Consider the following 26,107-nt stretch of genomic DNA (forward strand, 5'->3'; position numbering starts at 1 on the left):
TTATTTTAAAATAATCATACGGTAAAATCCCCAAACACTGCATTGGTCATTCTTTGTAGATCATTCGGTGCCAATTCCACTTGCATTCCCCTTTTTCCGGCAGAAACGATCATGGTATCCATTGATTCAGCCTGCGTTGCCACGTAGGTTGGAAAGTGCTTTTTCATCCCAATGGGCGAGCAGCCACCGCGAATGTAGCCAGTAATATTCTCCATATCCTTCATCGGCAGCATTTCCACTTTTTTATTGCCACTGACCTTGGCCAGTGCTTTCAAATCCAGTTCTTTTTTAGATGGAATACAAGCTACAGTGATACCTGTTTTATCCCCTGTTGTGACCAATGTTTTAAAAATTTTCTCGTGTGGCTCCCCCGTTTTGTCCGCGGCTGTTATCGCATCTAAATGCTCCTCATCCCAAACGTATTCATGTACATCATAAGTAACTTTTTCTTTATCCAATAGGCGCATTACGTTTGTTTTTTGGACTTTTTTCTTTTTCATTTTTAATTTGTTCCTTCCTTTATGCCTTTTATCCAGATCCTAAATTTGCCTATACATCTAATCATATAGTAAAATACGTATAATTAAACAAACTTTCCTCATTATTATATAAGGAGATGTATCCATGTCAAAAAGAAAGGCAATGCAGAGTTTGGTTAACTTGGAAAAGGCACTTGATAGACTTGAAGATGCACTACGTGTGGACGAAATGAATAGCCTTTATATTGATGGTACGATCCAACGTTTTGAATTTTCGTTAGAGTTATATTGGAAGACGCTGAAAAGACTGCTTGCTGAGGAAGGTATTGAAACAAAAACACCCAGAGAGGCATTAAAGCAAGCCTACAAAGTTTTAGTGGATTGACAATGAGCATATCTGGTTACAGATGCTGCGTGACAGAAATGAAACGTCTCATGTGTATGATGAAGAAAAGGCAAGGAACATTTATAAAAATATTGTTGATTATTTTCCGGAGATGAAGAAAACATGTTTGCGCTTAAAGACCAGATTCCATGAAAACAGGAGTGAACCCGCTGATGATTGACCAACGACTCATCGAACAATTACATACAATTGGCCAAAGCAGAAATGAAATTAACAAAATTATTTTGTTTGGTTCAAGAGCGATCGGAGATAACACGGAAAGATCTGATATTGATTTAGCCGTCGTTGCTCCCAACATGTCCAATAAGGATTGGATAGAATTTACTTTTGAACTGGAAGATACATTAGAAACGTTGCTTTCATTGGATTTAATCAGATTTGAAGACGCCTCTGATGAGTTGAAAAATGAAATTATTAAATACGGGCAAGAACTTTATTCATCTACTTCAAGCTTCAAAAGAAAAACTCCATAACTATTCTTAAAATCCTCCTATTTCGGTATACTTACTATTGTGCTTTAAGAGTTAAAACCAGGCTTGAAATTCGTACCGCCCCTGGTTTGTCCCTTCTTATCGTACATTCATCTCACTAGGCTTAGGCCTTTACCCTGATTACGGTCAAGCTCAGCCTCCTTCTTCACATCCTCATACCTAAATTCAAAATCGACACATCAAAGTTTTCCTCAATAAAAGACGTCAAACCAATTTTAGAATTACGATGTTGTTTATACACTATTTTAGCAAAAGCAATCCTTAATCACCTGTTTCTCTATACCTTGACATGAGCAGAAAAAGTTCACCTGTTTAAAACAAAAAAATAGATTGCTATATTTCAGAAAATGGTTGATAATATTCTTACAAATATAAGAATCTGGTCCAGATGTCAAAAAAGAGGATTTGGCTGTGGATCAGTTTAGGGATAGTAATACTTTTACTTGCCGGAGGTACTCGACTATTTTTGCTACATCTTGAAAAAGATATCAAAATAAATGCATCGCTAAATAAATGACAAACGTTACAGTAATACTACTTAGAAGCGTAGAATAGAGCACCACCTGGGCATGTAACTCGGGTTCTACCTGGTATTCAAGCGCAAGCGTTGCTGTATTTCTTGACGTCGGAAACGAGCTTGCAATAAATAGCGATTGAGCCATGACGCCATCAATACCCAGCAGAAAAATAAACAGAAGCGCAAACGTTGGCCCTACAATCAACCTTCCTATCATGCTCCAGCCAATCACCCGGTGAAATGAATTAAATCGGATATTGGCAAGCTGTGCACCAAGCAGCAAGAGAGCTAAGGAGGCAAACCCATTTGCTAGCTGTTCAAGTGGAATTAAAGCAAAATTTGGAAGTGGAATGTGTAAAATTTGAAAGACAATTCCTAAAAGTAACGCATGGACAACTGGTAAACGCAAGAGTGATTTCAGTATATCTATTGCTGATTTTGAAGCAGAAATTAAATTATAAAGTCCATAAGTGTATGTAAGCAGATTTTGAAAGACAAGAATGATAATTTGCATAGATACGCCTAATGGATTTGTACTGAAAATAAGCTGACTAACAGGCAAACCATAATTCCCTGAATTCATAAGGGAAATGCTGTTTTTTAGAACTGTAACCTCCTTTTTCTCAAGCTTTAAAACCTTGGATAGAATCGTGCTAAGCAAAACTAGACTTGAAGAAAACAAGAGTAAATAAAAAAACAGTTGACCCATTAATTGATAATCAAAATCAGCTTGATAAATATTTAAAAAAACAGCTGCTGGCATAAAACAGTAGGTAATAAGATTGGCGATGGGTCTTAACTGAAAACAGAATTTCCTCTGCATCAGTGCACCAACCGCCATTAATATTAAAATCGGCAGTACTACATCCAGAAAGACAATGCTGATAAAACTCATATGAAGACTCCGTTCCAAAAATGGTTTGCATGACAATTGAGTCCCCTGACAAAGCGGTCACCAGGAGGGAGGCGCATCCATAAAAAAAGTTTGATTAAAAACGCTTCCATAGCAAACCAATTCATTGTTTACTACAATTTTAAGATAAAAATTTATATTATTCAAATTAATAATTATTATCAAGATCAATAAGTAATACTTATAATAAATATATGGTTTTTTCCCTTTAAACCAGACGATTTTATTTAAATATAAAAAACAGACGCAGATTCATTCCACGTCCATTTCCTCCGTTTACCTTACATTCATCTCACTAGGCTCCGGTCCTTTACGCTGATTACGGTCAAGCTCGGCCATCTTCTTCATATCTTCATTACTTAATTCAAAGTCGAACACATCAAAGTTTTCCTCAATACGAGACGGTGTGACCGATTTTGGAATTACGATGTTGTTATATTGCAAATGCCAGCGGATAATAACCTGTGCCGGTGTTTTACCGTATTGATCAGCAATTACCTTTACCTCTTCACTAGTTAAAACATCGCCACCACTCATTAGGGGACTCCATGCTTCCAGGTAAATATTATGCTTTTCGCAGAATTCCTTAAGTTCTTTTTGTTGCAGGAATGGGTGACATTCAACCTGGTTTACAGCCGGTACCACTTCACATTCATCTAATAAACGTTGTAAGTGATCAATATTAAAATTGCATATACCGATTGCTTTAACGCGTCCATCTTTATATAATTTCTCCAATGCCTTATAGGTCTCCACGTATTCATCATACTCCGGTGTCGGCCAGTGAATTAAATAGAGGTCCACATAATCGAGACCTAATCTTTCCAAGCTTGCATCAAATGCTTTTAGTGTATTCTCATAGCCGTGATCTGTATTCCAAACCTTTGTTGTAATGAAAAGATCCTCGCGTGGCACATCACTCTTTGCTAATGCTCGTCCAACTCCGTGTTCGTTTTCATATACTTTTGCTGTATCAATGGACCGATATCCTGCTTCTAGCGCTTTCGTTACAGCGGGCGTTGCCTCTTCATCTGGCACTTGCCACACGCCAAAACCCAACTGTGGCATTTTCAAGCCATTGTTTAGTGTTACATATTGCATTTCATCGACTTCCTTTCTTGCCTTAGTGAAGTTAGTTTATCACAACCCATCTGGAGAACCAAGCATCCGGTTCCACCGGCAGAGCTAATTGCTAGCCATTGCAATGCCAAACTTTTCGTTTAAACCCTTTTCACCCAAGGAAGTAATTTTCAGTGCACGGGAATTTGGTGTTTTTTGTATCCAATTTAACTCTAACAGGCGATCAAGCATTGCCTTTCCTACCGCCCCGGCCATGTGATGACGTCTTTCACTCCAGTCCAAACATTTATGGCAAAATTTACGACGGTTTTTCTTCAATTGGCTTATTTCAATTTGCATTTCGCTAAAAAATGCCTCCCCTTCGGTTGTTACATGAAATTCCTTTTGCCCTTCACGTAAAAACTGATTTTCCAATAAAGCATTTGTAAGTTTAACGCCCAGGCTGCCGGCAATGTGGTCGTAGCACGTTCTGGCACGCCTTAATGCTTCTTCCTCAAATGATTGTCTCAGTGACCTGACCTCAACCGGTGGCGCTATTTGTAAAAACGATTCCATTACTTGGGCAATTTCCTGATTACGGATCCCGTAGTACCGATGTCTGCCATGTGTTTCAACATCAATTACATCGGCCTCCACCATTTTTGCAAGATGATAGCTTGCTGTCTGTGGTTTGATACCAACCATATAAGCCAAATCACTGACCGGGTGAAAACGCCCATCCAATAAAATGGTCAAGATGGCAGCACGGGAAGACTCTGATACAAGTGTCGCAACTTTTGCTACATTGGCATTAGCCTTCACTTATCACACCTCCAATTTTACATCAATATGTAATCCATATTTCGATGATAATCGATCTATTAATGATTTACAATGAATGCATCACGAAACAAGGAGTGGAAAAATGCAACTATTGGAAACAAAAGTAATCAAACCAAAAATATTATATTACGGAACACCAGTTATCCTTTTGACGACACTTAATGAAGATCATACCATCAATATAAGCCCACTATCCTCATCGTGGGGATTGGGAAAATATATCATATTGGGCGTGAGTGTAGAAGGAAAGGCTCTTGAAAACCTGCAAAGACATCCGGAATGTGTGATTAACGTTCCACACCAGTCATTATGGAAAAACGTTGAAAAACTTGCCTCATTTACCGGTAAATATCCTGTACCCGCACAGAAACATGCAGCAGGATTTACATTTTGTAAGGATAAATACAAAAAAGGTGATCTGACACCTGGGGCATCAAACGTAGTCAAGCCAACAAGAATAATCGAATGTCCCATTCAGATTGAAGCTGAGGTTAAAAACATCCATATCCCGGAATATGACACTGTATTTGCCATTGTTGAAACAGAAATGCTGCAATTTCATGCCCATGAAACAATCATCAAAGGTGAAAACCACATTGATCCAATCAAATGGAATCCGTTAATCTATAATTTTCGGCATTATTTTGGTATTGGCAACGAATTAGGTAAAACATTCCGATCCGAAACATGACAAAACGCACGTTAGCGGCATAATTCGCTAACGTGCGTTTATTTTAGCTGTCACGTTTGCTTCTTGCAAAAGTATAACTACCTTCGTATCTTGTCAGCTTCCCTTCAGCAAGCCAATAGGTTATTGGAAACAATCGATCCAAAAAATAACGGTCATGGGAAACAGCAATGATGGTTCCATCAAACTGCTCCAATGCCTCCTCCAGCACTTCTTTTGACTCAATATCCAAATGGTTGGTCGGTTCGTCCAAGATAAGCAGATTGTGATTCTGATGGACCAGCTGTGCAAGCCTTAGCCGCATCTGTTCCCCGCCGCTTAAGTTCTTTACTTTTTGAAAAACGGTCTTCCCATAAAAAAGGAACTTTGCTAATATGCCGCGGGCTTCCCCTTCTGTGACATGAACCTGATCCCGAAATTCATCCAATATTGTCCGTTCACCATTCAGTTCAAGCATATGCTGGGAAAGAAAGCCAATCGATAGATTACTCCCCGACTCTACTACTCCTCCATCAGCTTCCTCGGTTCCTAAAATTATTTTCAATATGGTGGATTTGCCACTTCCGTTCTCCCCCACAATCGCGATCCGTTCTTGAAAACGGATATGCATACTAACATCAGAGAACAGCTCCCGCTTATCGAACCCTTTGGTGACACTTTCCATAACGAACACATCTTTACCACTGCGTTTATTCATTTGAAAGTCAAGATCAATCTTTTTCTGTTCCAGGATAGGCCTTTTCATGACTTCCATACGGGCAAGTGCTTTTTCCATACTTTTCGCACGACGATGCAGTCCATCATTAGGTGGATTTGCCCGATTAGCCCATTCCTTCAATTTTTTAATCGTTTCTCTCATCTTTTTTATTTTCTTTTGCTGGTCCTGATATTGCTGAAATTCCCGTAATAATCGTGCCTCGCGTTCCTTAACATAATCCGTGTAGTTGGTCGAATAACGAATAAGCTCTCCTTGATCCATTTCGAATATGGACGTTACGGTTTCATCTAAAAAATAGCGATCATGTGATACGATCATAACGGTCCCTGCGTATTGCCTTATGAAATCGGTCAGCCATTCAATTGCAGATAAATCCAAATGATTGGTTGGCTCATCAAGCAGTAGCAAATCAGGCTCAGTCAACAATAACTTAGCCAGCCCTACCTTTGTGCGCTCACCACCACTCAATTGTCCCCAATCCTTCTCAGCTAAATCTGCTAATTTCAATCCGCTCATAATCCGTCGAATCCGTGAATCAATCTCATACCCGCCATCTTCCTGGAATTTCTCCTGCAGAGCTCCATATTTTTCAATGATGCGTGTTAGTTTAGCTTGATTTGTTTCGAATGCCATGGATTGTTCTAAATCCGTCATTTTCCTTTTTACTTCATTAACAGATGAAAATACATCATACAGGATTGTCTCCACTTTCTGCCCGTGATCTATCTCTGGCGATTGTTCTAAAAGTCCGACCGTTAACCCCTTTTTCCAAGTAACAGTCCCTGCTGCTGGTTCTGTCTTCCGTGCCAGTAAATCGAGTAATGTTGTTTTACCTTCCCCATTTCTTCCAATTAGACCGATCCGATCCCCATCGTTTATTTCACAAGTTAGGTCACTAAAAATAGTATTCGCACCAAAAGTTTGAGCTACGTGTTGTAAACTTGCAATAATCATCTTCTCTTCCTCCATATTGAAGAGACTCTGACCCTTTTAAACACAAAAAAGACGACAGAGAGTAAACACACTCCACCGTCTTTCTAACAATTCCGTTCGTGGATAGATGTCTCTTACTGGTATTTTTTCCATATATTCCTATTCAAAAAGTACATACGTACCCCTTGTACAGAAATATTGGAAAAAATCGCATAACGCATCCAAAGGTACTCTTTGAACTTGGTTATGCCACTACCAGTATGAATCATCCTATCCACCTCCTTTTTTGACTAGTATTTAGTTTATTGGAAAAATGGTTGGAAGTCAACTTTAGTATTACGACTTTTGTTCAATACCTGGTTGAAAAGGATTGGTGTAAAACGATTTCCGAAAAATATCATAGAGATTACGGAACTGAGCGAGGAAAAATTGATAAATTAGCGATTGAACTACCCACCGCTTAACAAAGATCGTTTAAAGCGGGGGATTCTGAAATAATCAGACGTACGTCTCTGTACGACCGCCTCCCATTCAACTAGGAAGCGGCTTTTCTGCTTTTTGATTTCGACAAACGTTTTTGTTCCAGAGCAAAGGATGTTCAGCTAAGAGCGCCACGTCCTGCGGCAACGCTGAACTAACCTGCGTCCTGCAGGCCAAGAGCACCTGGAACAAAGAACTCACCTGTATCGTGAAACCTGTCTACATCAAAAAGCTCTGAAAGATAGAATGCATGTGTACGCACTTCTTTCAGGTGGTTGGAAACGTACCTCCACTGCACCCAGTGATGCGCACCTATCATCTTCTCCGGTAATAGTGCACGCAACACTGGTGGAAGTTTTTCACGAAATCCCATTGCTCTTCTGGCGATTACATAACTTGCCGCCTGATGAATGGATATCCCGAATCGTTTCATGTATTTCATTTTGCCAATTTGGCTGGTGTAGGCTGGATTAGTCTCATACACAGCCACTCCCATTTTTTCTGCTCTGGATTTAATGGCGGTTATCATTTTCTTATAAGCAAACATGGCCATGTTCCGGTTTGCTTTTTTATTGCCATATGGATTCGATACTTTGGAAGTGGTTGTATTGATTCTTTCCAAAGCAATTGGCTTGTTCGCTTTCAGGGCAATATCTACAACTCCAATCGCTTCAGCTTCGATGATCTTGGTAATTTGCCCTGACGTTTTGCCTTCCAGCTTAAATGGTAATGTGCAGGATGAAAGTAACTGACCTTTTGCATTGATGTTGGCAATGGCGAAATGATCGACATTACAATCTACGCCAATGACCCCATCGGATTTCGAATAGTTTGTTTGCGAATTGGTTTCAACATCCATCATACATTTGACTATATAGTAATCACCATGATCTTCAAGGGACCAGGCAATCGGTTTCCCATACTTTTTCTTATTTTTACAGTTCTGTTGGGTTTGGATGGCAGATGCCACTTTTTCCTGGCCATATGGGAAATGAACTTGTTCCATGTTAATGAAAACCCCACTTGGTGTTTTGAAATGGAGCTGTTTATTTTCTGTATCGTAGTTAAATACAAAATTCCCGTTTGCGGCATCTTTCCGTCCGGATAGAATCATTTTTTGGTTGCGAGATTGTTGCCATTCCTCCAGCCAAGCGTCATGATTGTCTATGTAGAAATCCTTCGTATGTTGCGATTTGAATCGCTTTTTTGAACCGAAAACAACACTTGGAATATTGGTCCGTAACTGTTTTAATTCCTCTTCTTTCCGGTTCAGCCTTGACGTCAGAAAGCCAATTCTTGTTTTGTGTTGTTGTATCGCTGGATCAAGATATGTATGTTCAAATTGATACGCATGATAATAGATGTCCGTTTTCTTTTTATAGCTTATGACAAAGTAATTGCCTTGTTTTTGTTCTCTTGCATGCTTGGGAAATTTAGGTTTGTCTTTGATGATGGATGTTTTGATTTTTCTTAAGGTGGTTAATCTGGAGCGTTCCTGTTTTAATTTCCGTTTGATGGAACGGATTTGTGCTGATTTATTTTCGATATAGATTTTTTTCAGTTCGTCCAGACTTTTTAATTGGGCGTTGGCAGCTTGAACAGCACTGTTGGCATAATAATCGTCCAATTGATATTTTTCCTTGACGTGTAAATGGATCGATTTTTCCCGCCTATTCTGGCCCGAACGTTTTTCCTTGACCAAGGTATTCAATACCAACTGTTTTGCACGGTTGAAGCGGGATAAGCTATCGCGAATAGCTTCAACAACTGAATTGGAAAGTGTATTTTTATAGATTCGATTAGAGAAATATGCTTTTGTGCTCATCCCTTAAAAGCCCCTTTTTCTTTCCATCTATATGTATTATCACACGAATACACGTTCTTGTCAAATTCAAAAAGTCTCCCTTGGAGAGGCGATTCATCCCCTACCTACTCATTTGGTTTTACCCTATACATTCCTTGAGGAAGGGGTCTTCTCGCCAAAGGAAGATAAAACCCGCTAATTTTGTCATAAAACATTTTTGACCATATTGAATCAGGGCTCCCTATCCTATGCAAAACTGATGAAATATTAAAAAGGAGTGGCCTCGTTCACAGCCTGCCACTCCTTCACCCATCATTCCAAACAATCACACCACATTGTTCATCATGGTCAATTTTCACATCAAAATCATGCTTGCCGTAAAAATGTTTTAGCCGGTTAACATGATCAAAATCACGTTCCACAATGTCACCAGTTATATATTGAACATTTTCATCACGGGCAACTTCTTTCAGATGTTTCATAAGAACAGATCCGTATCCTTTATTTTTCTCCCCTTTTATATCCGCAATAAACAGGGTATCCTCCCCTTTAAATTCCGCTTGAATTGCAGAATGCCATTTACCACGATACGGTGACTCGCAATCATGCAGCATTAGTTGGAGAGTGTCTTCCTTTTTATCCGCATAAACTACTACCAATTGCTCATCTCCAGCCCGATCAATACTAATCACTGCTGATTTTTTAGCGATTTGTTTAATATTATTTTGCATTCTCGCCAATTGTATTTCCAAGGCGTCCAATTCTTCTTTTAGTTCCGCTTTACCTTTTTCTTGTTGCAAAAAGGCTGAATAAAGCATCGTTACACCCCCTTCTCTTTCCTCCGTTCAACATACACAATTTGCTATTTTACAAGAAAGACAACCTTGATTTCAAGTGTTAGAAAATTCTTTTTCCCAAAACAAGAATAGTACTTAATACTTAGACGAATGATGCCGATATAATAGAAAAACGCGTTTCAATTAAATGGGGGATATAAATGAAGAAAGGAAAATCGGCTAAGCCAAAAACAAAGAAGCAAACGATGAAAAATCGGCGGTGGCACAATATAAAGATTGGTCAAAAATACCTAACTGTATTTATGATCACAGTAGTTTTATTTATTGTTGCTGGCGCGGTTGTCTATTTTCAACTGTATAAGAGCCAACAGGATATTGATGCAATTGATCAAAGAAGCGATCGGGCCAATGATATAGCAAAAATGGCCGAATTAATCCAGACCAAGGATGTGCAAATTGCCGATTTTATCGTTACTGGCAATGAAATGTATATTGCTGAATTTGTTGAATACCAAAAACAATTTAATGCTTTGGAAGAAAAAATAGAGCCGAAAATGGATACTGCCAAGCAAAAGAAAATATTTGCTGAGGTTAAAAAAGCGGATGAAAAAGTAAACGATATGTTTTTAAACGATATTGCAGCGGCTGTACACACGGAACAGGCTTATATGTCCCAATCACTGAGAGACCAATCGAGCACACTACGGATGAAAAATACAGAACGCATGGGTGAGCTAATGGAAATTGTTGATCATACCCAAAAACAAGCTGTAGAAAATGCAAAGGCCGGCATAAACTACAGTATCATATCACTGGCGATTGCAATCATTGTTGCGATTGGGATTGGCGTTTTATTGATGTTTGTCATCAGTAGAAGAATCACCGCTAATTTGCAGAAGGTTGTTACCGTTACCACCGAGGTAGCAAATGGAAATTTACTGACTGAATCCGTCCATTATCAAGGGAAGGATGAGGTTGGGCAGCTATCCGCTGCTGTTAACCAAATGAAAGAAAACATTCGTACTATTTTATTTAAAGTTGCCGAGGCTTCTGAATCTGTATCCTCCAGAAGTAAAGAACTAACGCAATCGGCAAACGAAGTAAAAGAAGGAAATGAACAAATCGCAACAACGATGGAGGAAATTTCAGCAGGTGCGGAAACGCAGGCCAACAGTGCTTCTGATTTATCAGAGAACATGAATGATTTTGTCCAAAAAGTGCAGCACTCGGAACAAAATGGTAAGGAAATCGCTAAAAAATCTGATGATGTACTGGGGCTGACCTATGAAGGTACAAACCTGATGCAAAGGTCCGTGACACAGATGAAGCAGATCGATGCAATCGTCACAGAAGCAGTTGATAAAGTTCAAGGATTGGATAAACAGTCGGATCAGGTTTCCAAATTGGTTCTTGTGATTAAGGATATTGCAGATCAAACCAATTTATTGGCACTAAACGCTGCAATTGAGGCTGCACGTGCTGGTGAACATGGAAAGGGTTTTGCCGTTGTAGCAGATGAAGTTAAGAAACTCGCGGAACAGGTCACTGCATCTGTAAAGGAAATCACAAAGATTGTAACGAATATACAAAATGAAACGGATCAGGTAGTCGAGTCCCTGAATTCCGGATACAATGAGGTTAAAGAAGGTACGAAACAAATTCAGACTACAGGCAAAAACTTTCAATCGATAAATAATGCCGTCTTAGATATGGTTGAAAAAATCTCAGAGATATCCTCTAACTTAATGGATATAGCTGATAACAGTAATGATATGAATAACTTAATCGAGGAAATTGCTTCTGTTTCCGAAGAGTCAGCGGCTGGCGTCGAACAAGCGGCAGCATCCGCACAGCAAACCTCAAGCTCAATGGAAGAGGTTTCCAATAGTGCAGATGAACTGGCAAAACTTGCAGAGCAGCTTAATGAGGAATTGAAGGTGTTTAAACTATGACTTTTGGAAAACAGCTACTTCAAGTGAAGCAGCTGTTTTTATTATTTGTTATTCCCGTGATACAAAAAGCAATCCTGCGTATGATCATTCACCATGCCAGTTGCCTGCATAAACGCATAACAAATGGTTGGTCCAACAAATGTAAACCCGCGCTTTTTTAAATCCTTGCTCATTAGCTCTGATTGCTTAGTCGAAGCGGGAACCTCAGTATGTGTTGCCCAGTCATTTAATATAGGTTTCCCGTCAACAAACTGCCAGATATAGGAGTCAAATGAGCTGAACTCCCTTTGCACATTCAAAAAAGCTTGTGCATTCGTAATAGCCGAATGGATCTTTCGTTTATTCCGGATAATTCCTTCATCTTGCAGGAGCTCATTTATTTTATGTTCATCATAAGCACTTATCAGCTCCGGTGCAAAATTATCAAACGCGGCACGATAATTTTCCCGTCTTTTTAATATCGTAATCCAGCTTAAACCTGCCTGTGCCCCTTCCAAACAAAGCATTTCAAACAATTTCTGATCATCATGGGTTGGTTTTCCCCATTCGTAATCATGATAATCAATGTAAATTTGCTCTGAGGTTGCCCATTCACAGCGTGTCTTCATTTGCTAACTTCCCCATTCTTTATATTACTCAGCATCCGTCTCCACTTCATTCTCCTCATAGGAGATCCAGTCACTGAAACTTCCCGGATATAGCTTCACATTTTCATAGCCTGCCATTTTTAATGCCAGCACGTTTGGACAGGCTGACACACCCGATCCGCAAGAGACAATGATCTCATCGTCTTTGGATAGTGCCTTAAAATGAGAAGCTAGTTCCTTGTCATTTTTCCACAACCCATTTTCATCAAGAACATCTTTCCAAAAATAGTTTTTAGCTCCTGGAATGTGCCCAGCTTTCGCATATAATGGTTCCGTTTTACCCAAGTACCGATCTTTTGCACGCGAATCCAGCAATACAGCTGATCCGTTTTTCAACCTCTCTTTTACGCCATCAATGTGAACAACTTTATTGGCGCGTACCGATGGCTTAAATTGCTTCACCTCTGGAACCGGGATTTTATTAGTCGTTACATGGCCTTGTCGCATCCAACTTGCTAAACCTCCATCTAAAATGTAGACATGCCCATGGCCAGCATAGTGCAGCAACCACCATAACCTTGCAGAGAACATATCATTATCCTGATCGTAAATGACAACTGTCGTTTCGTTGTCAATACCGATCTCACCCATTTTTTCGGCAAAGTTATTGATATCTGGTAATGGATGGTTTCCACCATGCGTTTGAACAGGGCCTGATAAATCTTTGTTCAAATCCAAATAGACCGCACCGGGGATATGCGATTTTTCATATGCCGTTCTCCCTGCTTCCGGATCGGCTAAGGAAAACCGGACATCGATGATTGCTGTGTTTTCCGGCTGATCCTTCAAGCGTCTAGCTAACCATTCTGACGATACTAAAACAGACATCCAAATCCCTCCATTTCTTATTTCCATCATAACAATTTCGCCATGCAATATTCATCCACAAAGGCTCCGTCAATGAACAGAGAATGTTTTTTTACACCCTCCATCTCAAACCCTGCTTTTTTATATAAGCCAATTGCCGCTTCGTTTTTCGCAACAACTGTTAGCTCCAAACGGTGCACCCTCTGCTTCCGTGCCCATTGCTCTGCCGCTCGAAAGAATGCTTTTCCAATTCCTTTCCCACGAAAAGCCGGCAAAATACCGATAACTATATAGGCACTATGTCTTGTCCGATTCACTTTTCCCCCAACTGCTAAAAAATAGCCGACCAATGTTCCTGCTTCCTCCGCAACGAAAATGACCGAGTTCGGTTCAGCTGTAAATGCTGCTATCATTTTCTTTATCGATTCTAAAGTCGTTTTTCTTTCATTCGCATCATGGAGCATATAAGCACTTTCATTATCCACTTGTTTGAGCAACTGTAATAATGCCTCTGTGTCGTTTTCAGTAACTTGTCTGATCATGTTTTCACCTTCATTGAATATTCCTTCTACAATAATTCGACAAATACGCTACTGATACCTTTTCATTACGAAAAATAATTCGCCTTGTGATATGCTTATGTAAATATAAAGTGTTCAAAAAACACCAAATTAGCAGTAATTAAGTCGAGGCACCGTAGTGTGAGCACAATGGAGAACTTACCAAAGTATGTATCGGCACAGAAAAAAAGTAATATTTGCCAAAAAGCGAAGAAACTAGTAAGGGATTATCATTTGGTGGCTTTTTGAACATCCTTATCAGAAAAAAGGAGATGGATTCGTATGAAAGACGAACTTATCAAACGGTTCACTACATATGCCAAAGTGGATACACAGTCAAATGAAGACAGTGAAACAACACCATCAACCCAAGGACAATGGGATCTTTTGAACATGCTTGTCGATGAATTACGGCAAATCGGCATGACCGATGTCACAATCGACGACAACGGATATGTAATGGCAACACTACCCGCCAATTCGGAAAAGGAAATTCCAACGATTGGGTTTCTTGCCCATGTGGATACCGCAACAGACTTTACCGGGAAAAATGTTAATCCACAAATCGTTGAGAATTTTGATGGAAATGACATTGCGCTTAACAAAGATGTTGTTTTGTCAGCCAAGGATTTTCCGGAATTGCCAAGCTACAAAGGTCATACATTAATTACAACTGATGGAACAACATTGCTCGGAGCTGATGATAAAGCCGGTATCACTGAAATTATGACGGCAATGGCGTATCTAATTGAACATCCGGAAATAAAGCATGGAAAAATCCGTGTCGCATTTACACCTGACGAGGAAATTGGTCGAGGTCCACATAAATTTGATGTCGATCGATTCAATGCAACATTCGCCTATACAATGGATGGTGGCCCGCTTGGTGAACTGCAATACGAAAGCTTTAACGCGGCCGCTGCAAAAATTACCTTTAAAGGAAACAGTGTTCACCCAGGTACAGCAAAAAATAAAATGGTTAATGCAGGACAAATGGCAGCTGAATTTATTAATAAATTCCCAGCGGATGAAACACCGGAGCAAACAGAAAAATATCAAGGATTTTACCATTTAATTTCCGTAAAGGGAGATGTGGAAAGCACCCAGGTTTACTATATTATTCGTGATTTTGACAAAGAAAACTTTGCCAAACGAAAAGAAACGGTAGAAGCGAATGTCCAAGCAATGAAAGAAAAGTATGGTAAAAGCCGTGTCGAATTAACCATGAAGGATCAATACTATAATATGGGTGAGAAAATTAAACCGGTAAAAGAAATTGTTAATATCGCCTATCAAGCAATGGAAAATTTGAATATCAAGCCAATCGTTCAGCCGATTCGCGGTGGCACGGATGGATCCCAGCTCTCATACATGGGACTGCCAACCCCTAACATTTTCACTGGCGGCGAAAACTTCCACGGTAAATTTGAATATATCTCTGTTGATAATATGGAAAAAGCAACAAATGTGATTGTGGAGATTTGCAGGTTGTTTGAGGAACGGGGCAAGGGAAACAGCTGAGGATTTGCCTCTTATAACATATAAAACACACAGAATGTCAAAATGAACTTCTGTGTGTTTTGGTTTATTTCGCATTAACGGGCTGTAATACAGTTTACTGCAAAAACCTGGGACCCGCATGTTTATGAATATATCTATAATTTAATACTGCCTCCCCTATCCTCATACCTTACCCATAGATTGAACTTTATCCATATGAAAAAATTTCTCATAACGTTGTGCCCCATCCTCGTGCTATAATAGTAAATGGCAAATTCAACATGAAAAAGGGAGATTTAATTAAGATGGTTAAAAAGTCGCTGCCCGTCATCATCACGATGATCATGGGTATTTTCATTCTGACAGCATGTACGAATCAGCAATCAGATCAGAGCGGAAAGAAAAATAATGAAAGCGGAGAAACGGATAATACAAAACTAGTACTGCCAGATCCCGAACTTAAAGAAGGTTCCAAGAGTGATGATGTAAAGCAATTGAAAAACATACTTACTAAACTTGGCTACACGGTCTCGAATAACAGCACATTTGATTCTGATACAAAATTGGCGATCAAGGATTTTCAATCGCAACAGGTTAAGCTCGCAGCAACCGGTATTTACGATCAAGATACGAAAACGTGGCTAAAGAAAGCATTGGATGGGGACTTTAAAATAGACCCTGGTAAAGGTTTTTCACAGGAGGATGTGACAGCAAGTAAAACAGAATCGATTACAGTCACCAATCCGAAAGATATGCTAGTCTTAGTTAATAAACGCCATGCCTTACCAGCCGATTTTGAGCCGAACGACCTGGTAATTCCAAAAGTCCGTTTTCCGTTTACAGAGGATATACCAAAGAAATATATGCGAAAGGAAGCAGCTGATGCACTTGAAAAAATGTTTGCCGCCGGAGATAAGGAAGGACTGGATTTATTTGCACAATCCGGCTATCGCCCCTATGACAGGCAGCAAACCTTGTTTGATGCTTATGCAGAGAAGGACGGCAAGGAAGCCGCAAATAAATATAGTGCACGACCTGGGGAAAGCGAACATCAATCCGGGTTAGTAATGGATATTACAAGTCCTGATATAGACTATCAGCTGAACATTGAATTTGGCGAAACGGACGAAGGTAAATGGGTCAAAGAAAACGCGCATAAATTCGGGTTTATTATTCGTTATCCAAAAGGAAAAGAGGATATAACGGAGTACCAATATGAGCCGTGGCATTTACGATATGTAGGGAAAGACGCCGCAACGGTTATCTATGAAAAACAGCTCACGCTTGAGGAATATTTAGGTGCCGTGTAAATCAAGAAGCATATGTAAATCCTGTATCCCATTATGGTGCAGGATTTTTCTTGTTAATTTTAATTCAATTGCAAATGGATAGGACGAGGAGTTAACTTTGAAAATAAAGATTACCATTTGTATGCCATCCGTGTTATCTGGGTGTAATACGATCCTATTTGGTGTCGCTCGACCGACTTTATCCGTGGCTCGAACGAATTTCGGTGTCGCTCGATCGATTGCCGGTACCTGGATCGATTTTGCCCTTCTTTCGATCAACTTTATATGATTTGATTATTCTGCTCCCCACTTCTATTACCAATCCGCAAATCTAACATGCGAATCCGCTCCAAAGCTTCTGTATCATCAATTTCCCGGTAATGGTGCTTGCCTCCTAATTCCTCATCCGCCTCATCTGCCAGTGCTACAACGTACTGTAATGGTTTTAATTTCAAATTCCCTTCTGGCAAATAGGAATCGGTATGAAGCAGTATCGCTACCGCAATTTCCTTTGCAGCATGCCGATCCTCACCAATTCGAATTAACAATTTATGCGCACGGCTAGCCCCTTTGATCGCATGAATATCATTCTCACGGTATAATTCATAATCCCATTCACCGTCGCGATACCAGGTATAGTGCCCCACGTCATGAAGCAGTGCCGCTTTTGTCGCAAGATCCGGATCAACATGATATCTTTGGGCAAATCTATAGGCATGCTCCGCCACCGCGACAGCATGAGCAACACCCGAACGCCCCAAATATTTTTGGGTGATTGGATGGATGAAAATCTGTTCTAATGTAATTCTTGCCATTTCAAATCTGCTCCTTTCTAAAAATATATTGTTATATACAATAGCATGCTATACCTTCTATTGCAATACGTTTTAACCGAAACTCCATTCTATGAAACTTCTTCTTCCAAAAAAGACTGTTTATGAATTAATTTGATTGTTTTTGGTTGATTTGTGTAATCGCTTCCCTTATACTAAAGGTATTAAAGGAAAAGGGTGCTGTAGAAATGCTCACGACAGAACGACATGATATCATTTTACAATTACTGCGTGAAAAACAAACGATAACGCTTCAAGACATAATTAGTGCTACGTCTGCTTCCGAGTCAACTATCAGACGCGATCTGACAGAACTTGAAAAACGCCATGAATTGGAGCGTATTCATGGTGGGGCAACACTGACAGAACGTAAACTGCAGGAATTCAGCATTTCCGAAAAATCAGCCAAAAACCTTCAGGAGAAAATAGCGATTGCCAAATATGCCGCTTCGCTCGTTCAAGAAGGAGATTGTATTTTTCTTGATGCTGGAACAACAACATTACAAGTTATCCCTTTTCTGCAAAACAAAGACGCTGTTATCGTAACCAATGGGCTAACTCACTTGGATTCACTAGTTGAACATGGGATTACAACCTATTTAACCGGTGGATTAATCAAGGCAAAAACCAGCGCACTGATCGGCCAGCAGGCAGTACAATCACTGCAAAATTATCGGTTTGACAAATGCTTTCTCGGTGTAAATGGTTTCCATTCAACATATGGGTATACTACACCTGATCCCGAGGAAGCACATATAAAACAAAGTGCAGGTTCCCTAGCCAAGGAAATTTATGTGCTAGCTGACTACACAAAACTCAATAAAGTAAGTTTTGCCAAAATCTTTGATTTAAATGTTGCTCAGTTGATCACAAATAAACTTGACCAACAGATTTTGGCGGCAATATCACAAGAAACAGAGGTGGTCACAACATGATCTATACATGCACGATAACACCATCAATTGATTACACCGTTTATCTGCCAGAATTTCATGCTGGCGAATTAAATCGCAGCAAGGAAGTGTATTATTACCCGGGCGGCAAGGGGATTAACGTTTCACGGGTACTGAAAGGACTTGGCGAAAGCAGTATCGCCCTGGGGTTTGCCGGTGGTTTTACCGGCAAATATATTACCGACTTTTTAGAACAGGAAGGAATTCGAACTGATTTTATTCATACTCCAGAAATCACACGTATTAATGTCAAAATTAAAGCAAACGAGGAGTCAGAATTAAACGGTCCGGGGCCGGTGATTACTCCGGAACAACAAGAAGCTTTGCTAGTAAAAATGAAGACATTTGCTGAAGGAGACTGGTTTATTTTAGCGGGTAGTTTGCCAAGTTCTATCAATCGTTCTTTTTATTTGGAAATAGCGAACGTATGTAAACAAAATAATGTCCATTTTGTCCTTGATACATCTGGCCCTGCACTCAAAAATTTAATACCTGCAAAACCATTTTTAATCAAGCCTAATCAACAAGAACTTGGTGAATTATTTGATACAGAGGTCACAAGTATTGCCGATGCAGTCCAGCTTGCAAACCAACTTGTGGAAGAAGGTGTTAAACATGTGATTGTCTCGATGGGTGGTGAAGGGGCCATTCTAGCTACAAAGGATCATGCCTTCATTGCAAAAGCCCCGAAAGGTACTGTTGTTAACACGGTAGGTTCTGGTGACTCACTGGTTTCCGGTTTTATCGCTTCATATATAAACAATGGGGATCCAGTTCAAGCGTTCCGATATGGTGTTGCAAGTGGCAGTGCAACAGCATTTCAAGCAGATTTATGTAAAAAAGAAGACGTAATGAAACTTTTTACAAGCGTGCAAATTATTCCATTCCAAGAATAGGATGTGATCAACATGAAAATCACGGATTTGTTAAAAGAAGATACCATTAAATTGGATTTACAAGCAGCCTCCAAAACCGATGTCTTAAACGAATTGGCCGACCAGCTGTACAATGCTGGCAGATTAAACGATAAAGACGCGTTTATTAACAATATTTTTGAGCGTGAGGAGCAAAGCACGACTGGTGTTGGCGAAGGGATTGCCATTCCCCATGCCAAGTCGGCAGCGGTAAAAACCCCAGCAATCGCATTCGGCCGTTCGCAAGCTGGTATTGACTATGATTCGCTGGATGGCCAGCCAGCCCATCTATTCTTTATGATCGCTGCGAGTGAAGGTGCAAATAATGCCCATTTGGAAGCATTATCGCGATTGTCAACATTTTTAATGGATCCGAAGTTTCAAGAAAAAATGTACCAGGCAACTACTAAAGCGCAAATTTTGGAAGCGGTAAATGCCAAAGAAATGGAATTGGATGGCCCTGAGAAGGAAACCGACCAAATTACTAGTAAGATTCTGGCGGTAACGGCTTGTCCAACCGGCATTGCCCATACCTATATGGCCGCGGAAAAGTTGGCGGAAACCGCAAAGGAAATGGGAATTACCATTAAAGTGGAGACAAACGGATCGAGTGGTGTAAAAAATCGCTTAACAGATGAAGAAATTGCTGAGGCAGATGCGATCATTGTCGCGGCTGATACCAAGGTGGAAATGGATCGATTTAGTGGAAAGCCTGTCATTGAAACAGGTGTTGGTAAAGCAATCCATGAAGCGAAGGACTTGCTAAATCGAGCTGTAAATCAGGATGCTCCTATTTATAAAGGAGAAGGATCAAAAAAGAAATCCGATGATAAACAACAGCGAAGCGGCTTTTATAAGCATTTAATGAATGGTGTTTCCAACATGCTGCCATTTGTTGTTGGTGGCGGGATATTAATTGCCATATCTTTTTTCTGGGGAATTAACTCAAGCGACCCGGACAGTCCTGAGTATAATGCGTTTGCTTATATGCTTAACACTATCGGCAGCGGGAAGGCATTCTTCCTGATGGTGCCAGTGCTTGCCGGCTTTATCGCTTCCAGTATCGCTGATCGCCCAGGTTTTGCACCGGGTATGATTGGCGGATTAATTGCAGTCACGGTCACTGGTGTAGAGGGTGCTGCAGGTGGATCCGGTTTTCTAGGCGGACTGATTGCTGGTTTCCTTGCTGGTTATGTTACAGTGCTTATTAAAAAGGCGTTCGAGAAATTACCCGATTCATTGGAAGGCTTAAAACCGGTTTTGTTTTACCCTTTATTTAGTATTGCTATTACTGGATTAATCATGATGCTGATCAATCCACCGTTAACGACCATTTATACAGGTCTAACATCATTTTTGGAAAGTATGAGTGGAACAAACCAAGTACTGGTCGGAATTATTTTAGGTGCAATGATGGCACTTGATTTGGGGGGACCGGTCAATAAGGCTGCCTACACATTCGGGATTGCCATGCTGGATGCACAGAACTATACCTTTATTGCAACAGTAATGGCAGCAGGTATGGTACCGCCACTTGGTATGGCGCTGGCAACAACATTATTTAAACGCCGCTTTACCAAACAAGAACGTGAGGCAGGAAAAACAGCATATGCACTTGGTGCGTGTTTTATCACAGAGGGTGTTATTCCATTTGCCGCAGCCGATCCAGCCCGAGTAATTCCGTCTGCAATGGTGGGAGCTGCTGTTACGGGTGGACTATCGATGTTATTTGATATCGGGTTGCGTGCACCACACGGCGGGATCTTTGTCATTGGATTGGTAGAAGGTGGCATTGGTAAAATACTGCTTTATTTACTGGCAATTATTATTGGAGCGATTGTCACAGCTTTGCTAGCCGGTTTATTGAAAAAGAATATCGAAAAAACAGCATAACAAAACGGGCTTCGTCATATGATGAAGCCCGTTTAACTTATTAAAACGGTTTAGTGATCATTAACGCAATGACTATTAAAAAAATCACATTTTCAATCCGTTCATAAAAGAATAGCCTTTTTGCTAATGCGTAGTACTCATCCGGAATATCATCGCCTGCATGACTTTTTAATAATGCTTTGATCGGCTTTGATCTCGGCGACAAAACAATTGGTCCAAAACCGAGTGCTATCAGGAAAAGAATCAGACTTGTTACATACCACCCAGCATGGAATAAATACGGATTCAGTGCTCCCATCCATAACCCGGTTATTAGCAATAACGTTCCCCCTACCATCACAAAAATATGCAGTCGATTTCGTATCACATAAGCGTGACGTAATTCTGTCATCGTCGTTGCTTTCGTTACAACATAAATCATTATAAATCCAGGTCCCATTCCTACTATTGCGGAAAAAACATGAATAAAGACAAGAAACTTATAGAATGTCACAGGCTACTTACCTCCAACTAACAAAATCTCCCTTTGTTATTTTAGTATACCTAACCGAGATATATGACGCTGTGACATTCGCCACGTTCCATGGAACTTTTGTAGTTGAATTTGAGTCTGATCTGCAAATTTTGTGTCCGTTGTTGGCGGCTTTCGTTTCTATCGGCGGGTTTTATAGTTTAATCGGCGCTTTTTTCTCTTCTATCGGCGGGTTTTGTTGTTTTATCAGCGCTTTTTTTCATTTAATCGGCGAATTCCTATGTTTTATCGGCGGGTTTGCACCTTAACAACACCCGCCTCCTTTTACGGTAATTTCGGTCAAATCTACTGTTTCAATTCATCAAGCTTTCCTCTTATTCGCCTTATTTCTTCCATTGCCCGCCTATGCTCCTCTTCATCCACAGCGCCCATTGTCATTAACTGTGTTAGTTTTAATTCCAGTTCCCGAATTTTATTTTCCTTGTGAACATCTTCCTTCCTCATCGCTTTATGCGCTAAAAACGCATCATAATCACCATGGTAATCAACAATTTCGCGACCGCCCAGTTCAATAAAGCGGTTTGCCACCTTTTTGACTAAATATCTGTCATGCGAAACAAGCATGATCGCACCCGGATAGGCAACAAGAACGTCTTCAATAATTTCCTTCGTATCCACATCCAGAAAATTCGTCGGTTCATCCAGGACAAGCAGATTCGCGTTACTAAAATACAAATGAAGAAACGCGACACGGCATTTTTCCCCCATGCTAAGATGGTTGATTTTTTTAAAGACCGTTTCTCTTGAAAATAAAAAACAGCCAAGAATGGTTCGTGCCTCGGATTGGGTCATATTCGGCAATTCCAGCATACTATCAAGAATGGTTTTCTCTCCATCTAAATTATCAAGCTCTTGCGCAAAATAACCAATTTTCGTTTGTGGGTTGAACGTAACCATTCCCGATGAAGGCTGAAGTTTGCCAATAGCCAGCTTTAGCAGTGTTGATTTGCCGGAACCATTTGGGCCAACAACAGCAAGGCGATCCCCTCTGTTTATGGATGTCGTAAAATCTGAAAAGAGCGCATCTTTGTCCCGATAAGAAAAGGCGATATTTTCCATATGCAAAAGCCGTCTCCCGGAAAATTCGCTTCCATCCAAGTTTAATTGCAACTGTTTATCTGATTGCGGTTTCTCTACTCGATTTGCTTCTAGCCGCTCCAATTCTTTTTCCTTAGCCTTAAATCGGGACACATTCTTTTTCGCCTTTGACCGTGCAAAATCATTTTGCCCAGCCGCTTTATGAGCCTGTTGAAACCATTGCTGATACTGCTGGATGGTTTGCAGCAGTTCACCCCGCTTTTGCTCCTGTTTCCGATAAAGCGTGGCCTGGGTGCGCTGCTCCAGCTCTTTTTGTCTGCGATAATCTGTATATCCGCCAGCATATTTTTTACACGTATCCGGGTTCAGCTCATAAATGTGATGTGCTGTTTTGTCCAAAAAGTACCGATCATGCGAGACATATAGCACTGCGCCGGAAAAATTTTGCAGCCACTCTTCCAACCATTCAATGGTCTCCTTATCTAAATGATTTGTCGGTTCATCCATTAAAATACAGGATGGATTCTGCATCATTAGACGAGCTAACTGAACCCGTGTCTTTTGCCCACCGCTTAACTGCTGAAAGGAATTCTCCCAGGCTAACTCATCCAGTTTTACATCGTGCAAACATTTTTCCGCATCCGCCTCAAGCTGGTAGCCATCAACTGCTAGAAACCGGTTATAAATATCATTGTATTTATCCAATAACGCTGTATCGGCACTATCTAATTGCACTTGAATTTTTTCCAGTTGCTGTTTTAAAAGGTAACGTGTTTCAGCAGCTGATTGTACATAATCCATTACCGTAATGGACGGATCAACGCTTGGGTTCTGCTCAAGCAATCCCCATTGCTGCAAGGGAACAAACCTTGTTATTGTACCATCATCGAAGGCTATCCGGCCTAGCAGCCCATTTAATAATGTCGTTTTACCAGATCCATTCCGACCAAATAATGCAACATGTTCTCCTTTTTTCAGTTCCAGATCAATATGGTCAAATAGTGTTTTTCCGTTCCATTCTTTACGAAGTCCTTTTGCTTTAAAAATAAACATATCTATACCCCCACTCATTTTCTTCATTAAAAAACACAGGATTCTGTCCCGTGAATGAATGCAATGGAGATATGGATATGCCTAATAAAAGAAGCCAGATACCAAAGCCCAGAGCTCAAAACACACCTAGGCTGGCAACCTTCCGGAAAGTCGGCTATCCTGCAAAAGCACACACGTATCCCATTCGTTTCATTCAGACAGAAACGTTTGCCTTGACACTATTCTCAAGACGAATTGGAATAAACGTGGGTTTACTTCATTGCAGGATAGAACCTCCTTCATGTATTGTTATTTTTATCATACCGATGAGAATCTCTGTTGTCAACTGGTTCAGGATTTTCTCCCTATCGCTTGCACCCATGCCGGGCACAGCAACTAAAAAACGACCCTTTAATGGAGTCGTTATGATTAAGGTTCAAAGTCGTTTTCCAACTTGGACTCATTGGCTTTAAATGAATGAATTCTTTTCCTTTCTTTTTCTATTTTCTTTTCCGCATACTCCCTGAACCCTTCGACATCTTGTGTTGACAAGAAAAAGATATACCTTTCCTTCTCTTCCTTCTCAATAATTAAAGGAGCTAAATCATTCTTTAGCAATAAATAATTCATCATTAATCTTCCAGTTCGACCATTCCCATCTGCAAATGGATGGATGCGTTCAAACGAAATATGACTTTCACAGACCAGTTGGACGATTTCTTCCTTTGAGGTTGTTAAATTCACTCGGTAATTAATATTATCCAACCATTGTTTCATGGCTAAAGGGGTTTCATTTGGTTTCGTTGTTTCGAAATCCGTTCCTTTAATATAGTTCACTTCTGTTTTAAACTTTCCTCTTTCATGATGTAGACGGTTCATCAATAAAGAGTGTGTTTCCAATAAAACATCCATTGTAAAATCCTTTTGTAATGTATCGGGATCAAATAAATACTCCATTGCGTATCGGTGATTATCAATTTCATATAATTCCCGTAAAGAAACCTTATTCGGTACGGTATGATGGAGAATAATCGACACGGTTTCAGGTAAACTAATTGTGTTGTTTTCTATTGCACTGGAATGGTGAGTCATTCGAACAAGTAAATCATCCATATATTCTCTTGGCAGCTCCATATTGCAACCTCCCCACTTTTTCCATAATATCTTATGGAACAGTATACCACTCTACTTATGGCTTTATCACACAATTTGTTATTGAAAAATATAATTCTTCAGAGATAAATTATAAAAACATTGATTTAACGTATTCTGTAGTGAAAACTAAAACTTCTGGCTGCCTAAGACTGTTTTACGATTTGTCCTATACAATAAACAATAACTTAATTAGCAATCCATCATAAAAGGCCTGTCAAATCGACAGGCCTACCGTTCCACTATCTACAGTCAATGTACGTTCTGAATATTATCCAGTGCAGTCCCTGCTGTTTAAGATCGTTCCTTCCAAATCTTCATCGGATCTTCTTGTCCCTCATTTAGCTGCATTTGTTCCAATTTTATCGATCGTTCTTCTTTTGACCTTTGCAAATCCTCGTAAATTGCCTTTGATTTACCCAATCCCGCTTCAACTGCATCCTCAACCGAATTACAATAATACACTTGATCAATTCCGGCAAAACTCATGGCGGTTAAGCACATTGGGCATGGTTCACCGCTTGCATACATGGTATAACCTTCTAAAACGGTCGTATGCATCTTCTTTTGCGCACGTCTTATTGCTAGCATTTCCGCATGGGCACTCACATCAAAGCGCTTATGTAGTTCGTTTACCCCTTCTGCTACAAGATGACCGTTTTTGACTAACACCGCACCAAACGGCTGACCACCTTCGTGAACATTTTCTACAGCCAATTCGATAGCACGTTCCATGAATTTATCCATTACAGTACCTCCTCATAAACCTGCTTTTCCTGCATTATACCATTTCAATCAGCTTCACTGCCATAATTCGAAAATGGCCCAAATCAAGTTGGCCCGTTTCCCTTCCAGCTTAACATCAAACATTTTTTCA

Annotated in this window: 27 protein-coding genes; 11 read left to right on the forward strand and 16 right to left on the reverse strand. The window is 40.1% G+C overall.

Annotated elements, in window-relative coordinates; genetic code table 11:
* Window positions 1-14: 14 nt before the first annotated feature.
* Complete coding sequence (ybaK, locus tag CZ382_RS10165; RefSeq protein WP_088051146.1) at window positions 15-500, reverse strand: Cys-tRNA(Pro) deacylase; 486 nt, start codon at window positions 498-500, stop codon at window positions 15-17.
* Between the two features lie 124 nt (window positions 501-624).
* Between ybaK and CZ382_RS24530 the strand changes: the two genes are divergently transcribed.
* Genes CZ382_RS24530 through mntA form a run of 3 tightly spaced genes read left to right on the forward strand, consistent with a single transcriptional unit; the run spans window position 625 to window position 1,358 of the window.
* Complete coding sequence (locus CZ382_RS24530; RefSeq protein ID WP_268811322.1) at window positions 625-864, forward strand: HI0074 family nucleotidyltransferase substrate-binding subunit; 240 nt, start codon at window positions 625-627, stop codon at window positions 862-864.
* A 22-nt stretch (window positions 865-886) separates the two neighbouring features.
* Window positions 887-1,045 carry a nucleotidyltransferase substrate binding protein gene (locus CZ382_RS24535; RefSeq protein ID WP_250889611.1) on the forward strand — a complete coding sequence of 53 codons (159 nt, stop codon included), beginning with the start codon at window positions 887-889 and terminating at the stop codon, window positions 1,043-1,045.
* Window positions 1,038-1,358, forward strand: a complete 321-nt coding sequence (gene mntA, locus CZ382_RS10175) for a type VII toxin-antitoxin system MntA family adenylyltransferase antitoxin (protein ID WP_088051147.1) — start codon at window positions 1,038-1,040, stop codon at window positions 1,356-1,358. The genes CZ382_RS24535 and mntA overlap by 8 nt, the downstream gene beginning before the upstream one ends.
* Window positions 1,359-1,864: 506 nt before the next feature.
* Here the strand turns inward: mntA and CZ382_RS10180 are convergent.
* From CZ382_RS10180 to CZ382_RS10190, 3 genes are all read right to left on the reverse strand, one after another.
* Complete coding sequence (locus CZ382_RS10180) at window positions 1,865-2,788, reverse strand: AEC family transporter (RefSeq protein ID WP_088051148.1); 924 nt, start codon at window positions 2,786-2,788, stop codon at window positions 1,865-1,867.
* 294 nt (window positions 2,789-3,082) lie between these two features.
* A complete protein-coding gene (locus CZ382_RS10185; RefSeq protein WP_088051149.1) occupies window positions 3,083-3,907 on the reverse strand; it encodes an aldo/keto reductase in 825 nt (274 codons plus the stop codon).
* A gap of 84 nt (window positions 3,908-3,991) precedes the next feature.
* Entirely contained in the window at window positions 3,992-4,687 is a 696-nt protein-coding gene (locus tag CZ382_RS10190; protein ID WP_088051150.1) for an ArsR/SmtB family transcription factor, read from the reverse strand.
* A 103-nt stretch (window positions 4,688-4,790) separates the two neighbouring features.
* Here CZ382_RS10190 and CZ382_RS10195 point away from each other — a divergent pair, with 103 nt between their 5' ends.
* The gene (locus CZ382_RS10195) at window positions 4,791-5,399 is read left to right on the forward strand and encodes a flavin reductase family protein (RefSeq protein WP_230856003.1); all 609 of its coding nucleotides are present in this window, start codon (window positions 4,791-4,793) and stop codon (window positions 5,397-5,399) included.
* A gap of 43 nt (window positions 5,400-5,442) precedes the next feature.
* Here CZ382_RS10195 and abc-f (CZ382_RS10200) read toward each other — a convergent pair whose 3' ends face one another.
* The 4 genes from abc-f (CZ382_RS10200) to CZ382_RS10210 all read right to left on the reverse strand — a co-directional run bounded on the left by abc-f (CZ382_RS10200) (window position 5,443) and on the right by CZ382_RS10210 (window position 10,149).
* Window positions 5,443-7,068: a ribosomal protection-like ABC-F family protein gene (gene abc-f / locus CZ382_RS10200; protein ID WP_088051152.1), complete on the reverse strand. Its 1,626-nt coding sequence runs from the start codon at window positions 7,066-7,068 to the stop codon at window positions 5,443-5,445.
* Window positions 7,069-7,181: 113 nt separating this feature from the next.
* The gene (locus CZ382_RS24785; RefSeq protein ID WP_371871425.1) at window positions 7,182-7,316 is read right to left on the reverse strand and encodes an RAxF-45 family protein; all 135 of its coding nucleotides are present in this window, start codon (window positions 7,314-7,316) and stop codon (window positions 7,182-7,184) included.
* Between the two features lie 365 nt (window positions 7,317-7,681).
* Entirely contained in the window at window positions 7,682-9,352 is a 1,671-nt protein-coding gene (locus CZ382_RS10205; protein WP_235000416.1) for an IS200/IS605 family accessory protein TnpB-related protein, read from the reverse strand.
* Window positions 9,353-9,636: 284 nt separating this feature from the next.
* Window positions 9,637-10,149 carry a hypothetical protein gene (locus CZ382_RS10210; protein ID WP_088051153.1) on the reverse strand — a complete coding sequence of 171 codons (513 nt, stop codon included), beginning with the start codon at window positions 10,147-10,149 and terminating at the stop codon, window positions 9,637-9,639.
* Between the two features lie 179 nt (window positions 10,150-10,328).
* Here CZ382_RS10210 and CZ382_RS10215 point away from each other — a divergent pair, with 179 nt between their 5' ends.
* On the forward strand, window positions 10,329-12,080 hold the full coding sequence (locus tag CZ382_RS10215) for a methyl-accepting chemotaxis protein (protein WP_088051154.1): 1,752 nt from the start codon (window positions 10,329-10,331) through the stop codon (window positions 12,078-12,080).
* Window positions 12,081-12,121: 41 nt separating this feature from the next.
* Here CZ382_RS10215 and CZ382_RS10220 read toward each other — a convergent pair whose 3' ends face one another.
* Genes CZ382_RS10220 through CZ382_RS10230 form a run of 3 tightly spaced genes read right to left on the reverse strand, consistent with a single transcriptional unit; the run spans window position 12,122 to window position 14,076 of the window.
* Complete coding sequence (locus CZ382_RS10220) at window positions 12,122-12,688, reverse strand: DNA-3-methyladenine glycosylase I (protein WP_088051155.1); 567 nt, start codon at window positions 12,686-12,688, stop codon at window positions 12,122-12,124.
* Window positions 12,689-12,712: 24 nt separating this feature from the next.
* A complete protein-coding gene (locus tag CZ382_RS10225; RefSeq protein ID WP_088051156.1) occupies window positions 12,713-13,555 on the reverse strand; it encodes a sulfurtransferase in 843 nt (280 codons plus the stop codon).
* 26 nt (window positions 13,556-13,581) lie between these two features.
* The gene (locus tag CZ382_RS10230) at window positions 13,582-14,076 is read right to left on the reverse strand and encodes a GNAT family N-acetyltransferase (protein WP_088051157.1); all 495 of its coding nucleotides are present in this window, start codon (window positions 14,074-14,076) and stop codon (window positions 13,582-13,584) included.
* Window positions 14,077-14,376: 300 nt separating this feature from the next.
* Between CZ382_RS10230 and pepT the strand changes: the two genes are divergently transcribed.
* The 3 genes from pepT (at window position 14,377) to CZ382_RS23710 (ending at window position 17,172) form a co-directional block, all read left to right on the forward strand.
* Window positions 14,377-15,615 (forward strand): peptidase T, encoded by a 1,239-nt coding sequence (pepT, locus tag CZ382_RS10235; RefSeq protein WP_088051158.1) that lies wholly within the window; start codon window positions 14,377-14,379, stop codon window positions 15,613-15,615.
* Between the two features lie 284 nt (window positions 15,616-15,899).
* On the forward strand, window positions 15,900-16,904 hold the full coding sequence (locus CZ382_RS24655) for a D-alanyl-D-alanine carboxypeptidase family protein (RefSeq protein WP_088051159.1): 1,005 nt from the start codon (window positions 15,900-15,902) through the stop codon (window positions 16,902-16,904).
* 97 nt (window positions 16,905-17,001) lie between these two features.
* Window positions 17,002-17,172 (forward strand): hypothetical protein, encoded by a 171-nt coding sequence (locus CZ382_RS23710; RefSeq protein WP_155554286.1) that lies wholly within the window; start codon window positions 17,002-17,004, stop codon window positions 17,170-17,172.
* Here the strand turns inward: CZ382_RS23710 and CZ382_RS10250 are convergent.
* Window positions 17,165-17,698, reverse strand: a complete 534-nt coding sequence (locus CZ382_RS10250; protein WP_088051161.1) for an HD domain-containing protein — start codon at window positions 17,696-17,698, stop codon at window positions 17,165-17,167. The genes CZ382_RS23710 and CZ382_RS10250 overlap by 8 nt on opposite strands.
* Before the next feature lie 206 nt (window positions 17,699-17,904).
* Between CZ382_RS10250 and CZ382_RS10255 the strand changes: the two genes are divergently transcribed.
* From CZ382_RS10255 to CZ382_RS10265, 3 genes are read left to right on the forward strand one after another with little or no spacing between them, the layout of a single operon-like run.
* Window positions 17,905-18,651, forward strand: coding sequence for a DeoR/GlpR family DNA-binding transcription regulator (locus CZ382_RS10255; protein WP_088051162.1), 747 nt, complete (start codon window positions 17,905-17,907; stop codon window positions 18,649-18,651).
* The gene (gene pfkB / locus CZ382_RS10260) at window positions 18,648-19,565 is read left to right on the forward strand and encodes a 1-phosphofructokinase (RefSeq protein ID WP_088051163.1); all 918 of its coding nucleotides are present in this window, start codon (window positions 18,648-18,650) and stop codon (window positions 19,563-19,565) included. The genes CZ382_RS10255 and pfkB overlap by 4 nt, the downstream gene beginning before the upstream one ends.
* A 12-nt stretch (window positions 19,566-19,577) precedes the next feature.
* The gene (locus tag CZ382_RS10265) at window positions 19,578-21,476 is read left to right on the forward strand and encodes a PTS fructose transporter subunit IIABC (protein WP_088051164.1); all 1,899 of its coding nucleotides are present in this window, start codon (window positions 19,578-19,580) and stop codon (window positions 21,474-21,476) included.
* Between the two features lie 40 nt (window positions 21,477-21,516).
* Here CZ382_RS10265 and CZ382_RS10270 read toward each other — a convergent pair whose 3' ends face one another.
* The 4 genes from CZ382_RS10270 to CZ382_RS10290 all read right to left on the reverse strand — a co-directional run bounded on the left by CZ382_RS10270 (window position 21,517) and on the right by CZ382_RS10290 (window position 25,977).
* Window positions 21,517-21,969 (reverse strand): DUF2269 family protein, encoded by a 453-nt coding sequence (locus CZ382_RS10270; protein ID WP_088051165.1) that lies wholly within the window; start codon window positions 21,967-21,969, stop codon window positions 21,517-21,519.
* 324 nt (window positions 21,970-22,293) lie between these two features.
* Window positions 22,294-24,099 carry a ribosomal protection-like ABC-F family protein gene (gene abc-f / locus CZ382_RS10280; protein ID WP_088051167.1) on the reverse strand — a complete coding sequence of 602 codons (1,806 nt, stop codon included), beginning with the start codon at window positions 24,097-24,099 and terminating at the stop codon, window positions 22,294-22,296.
* Window positions 24,100-24,507: 408 nt separating this feature from the next.
* On the reverse strand, window positions 24,508-25,212 hold the full coding sequence (locus tag CZ382_RS10285; protein ID WP_088051168.1) for a Fic family protein: 705 nt from the start codon (window positions 25,210-25,212) through the stop codon (window positions 24,508-24,510).
* A 312-nt stretch (window positions 25,213-25,524) separates the two neighbouring features.
* Window positions 25,525-25,977: a nucleoside deaminase gene (locus CZ382_RS10290; protein WP_088051169.1), complete on the reverse strand. Its 453-nt coding sequence runs from the start codon at window positions 25,975-25,977 to the stop codon at window positions 25,525-25,527.
* Window positions 25,978-26,107: the final 130 nt, after the last annotated feature.

Origin of the sequence: Virgibacillus dakarensis, assembly GCF_900155625.1 — a bacterium.
Lineage (GTDB): Bacteria > Bacillota > Bacilli > Bacillales > Amphibacillaceae > Lentibacillus_C > Lentibacillus_C populi.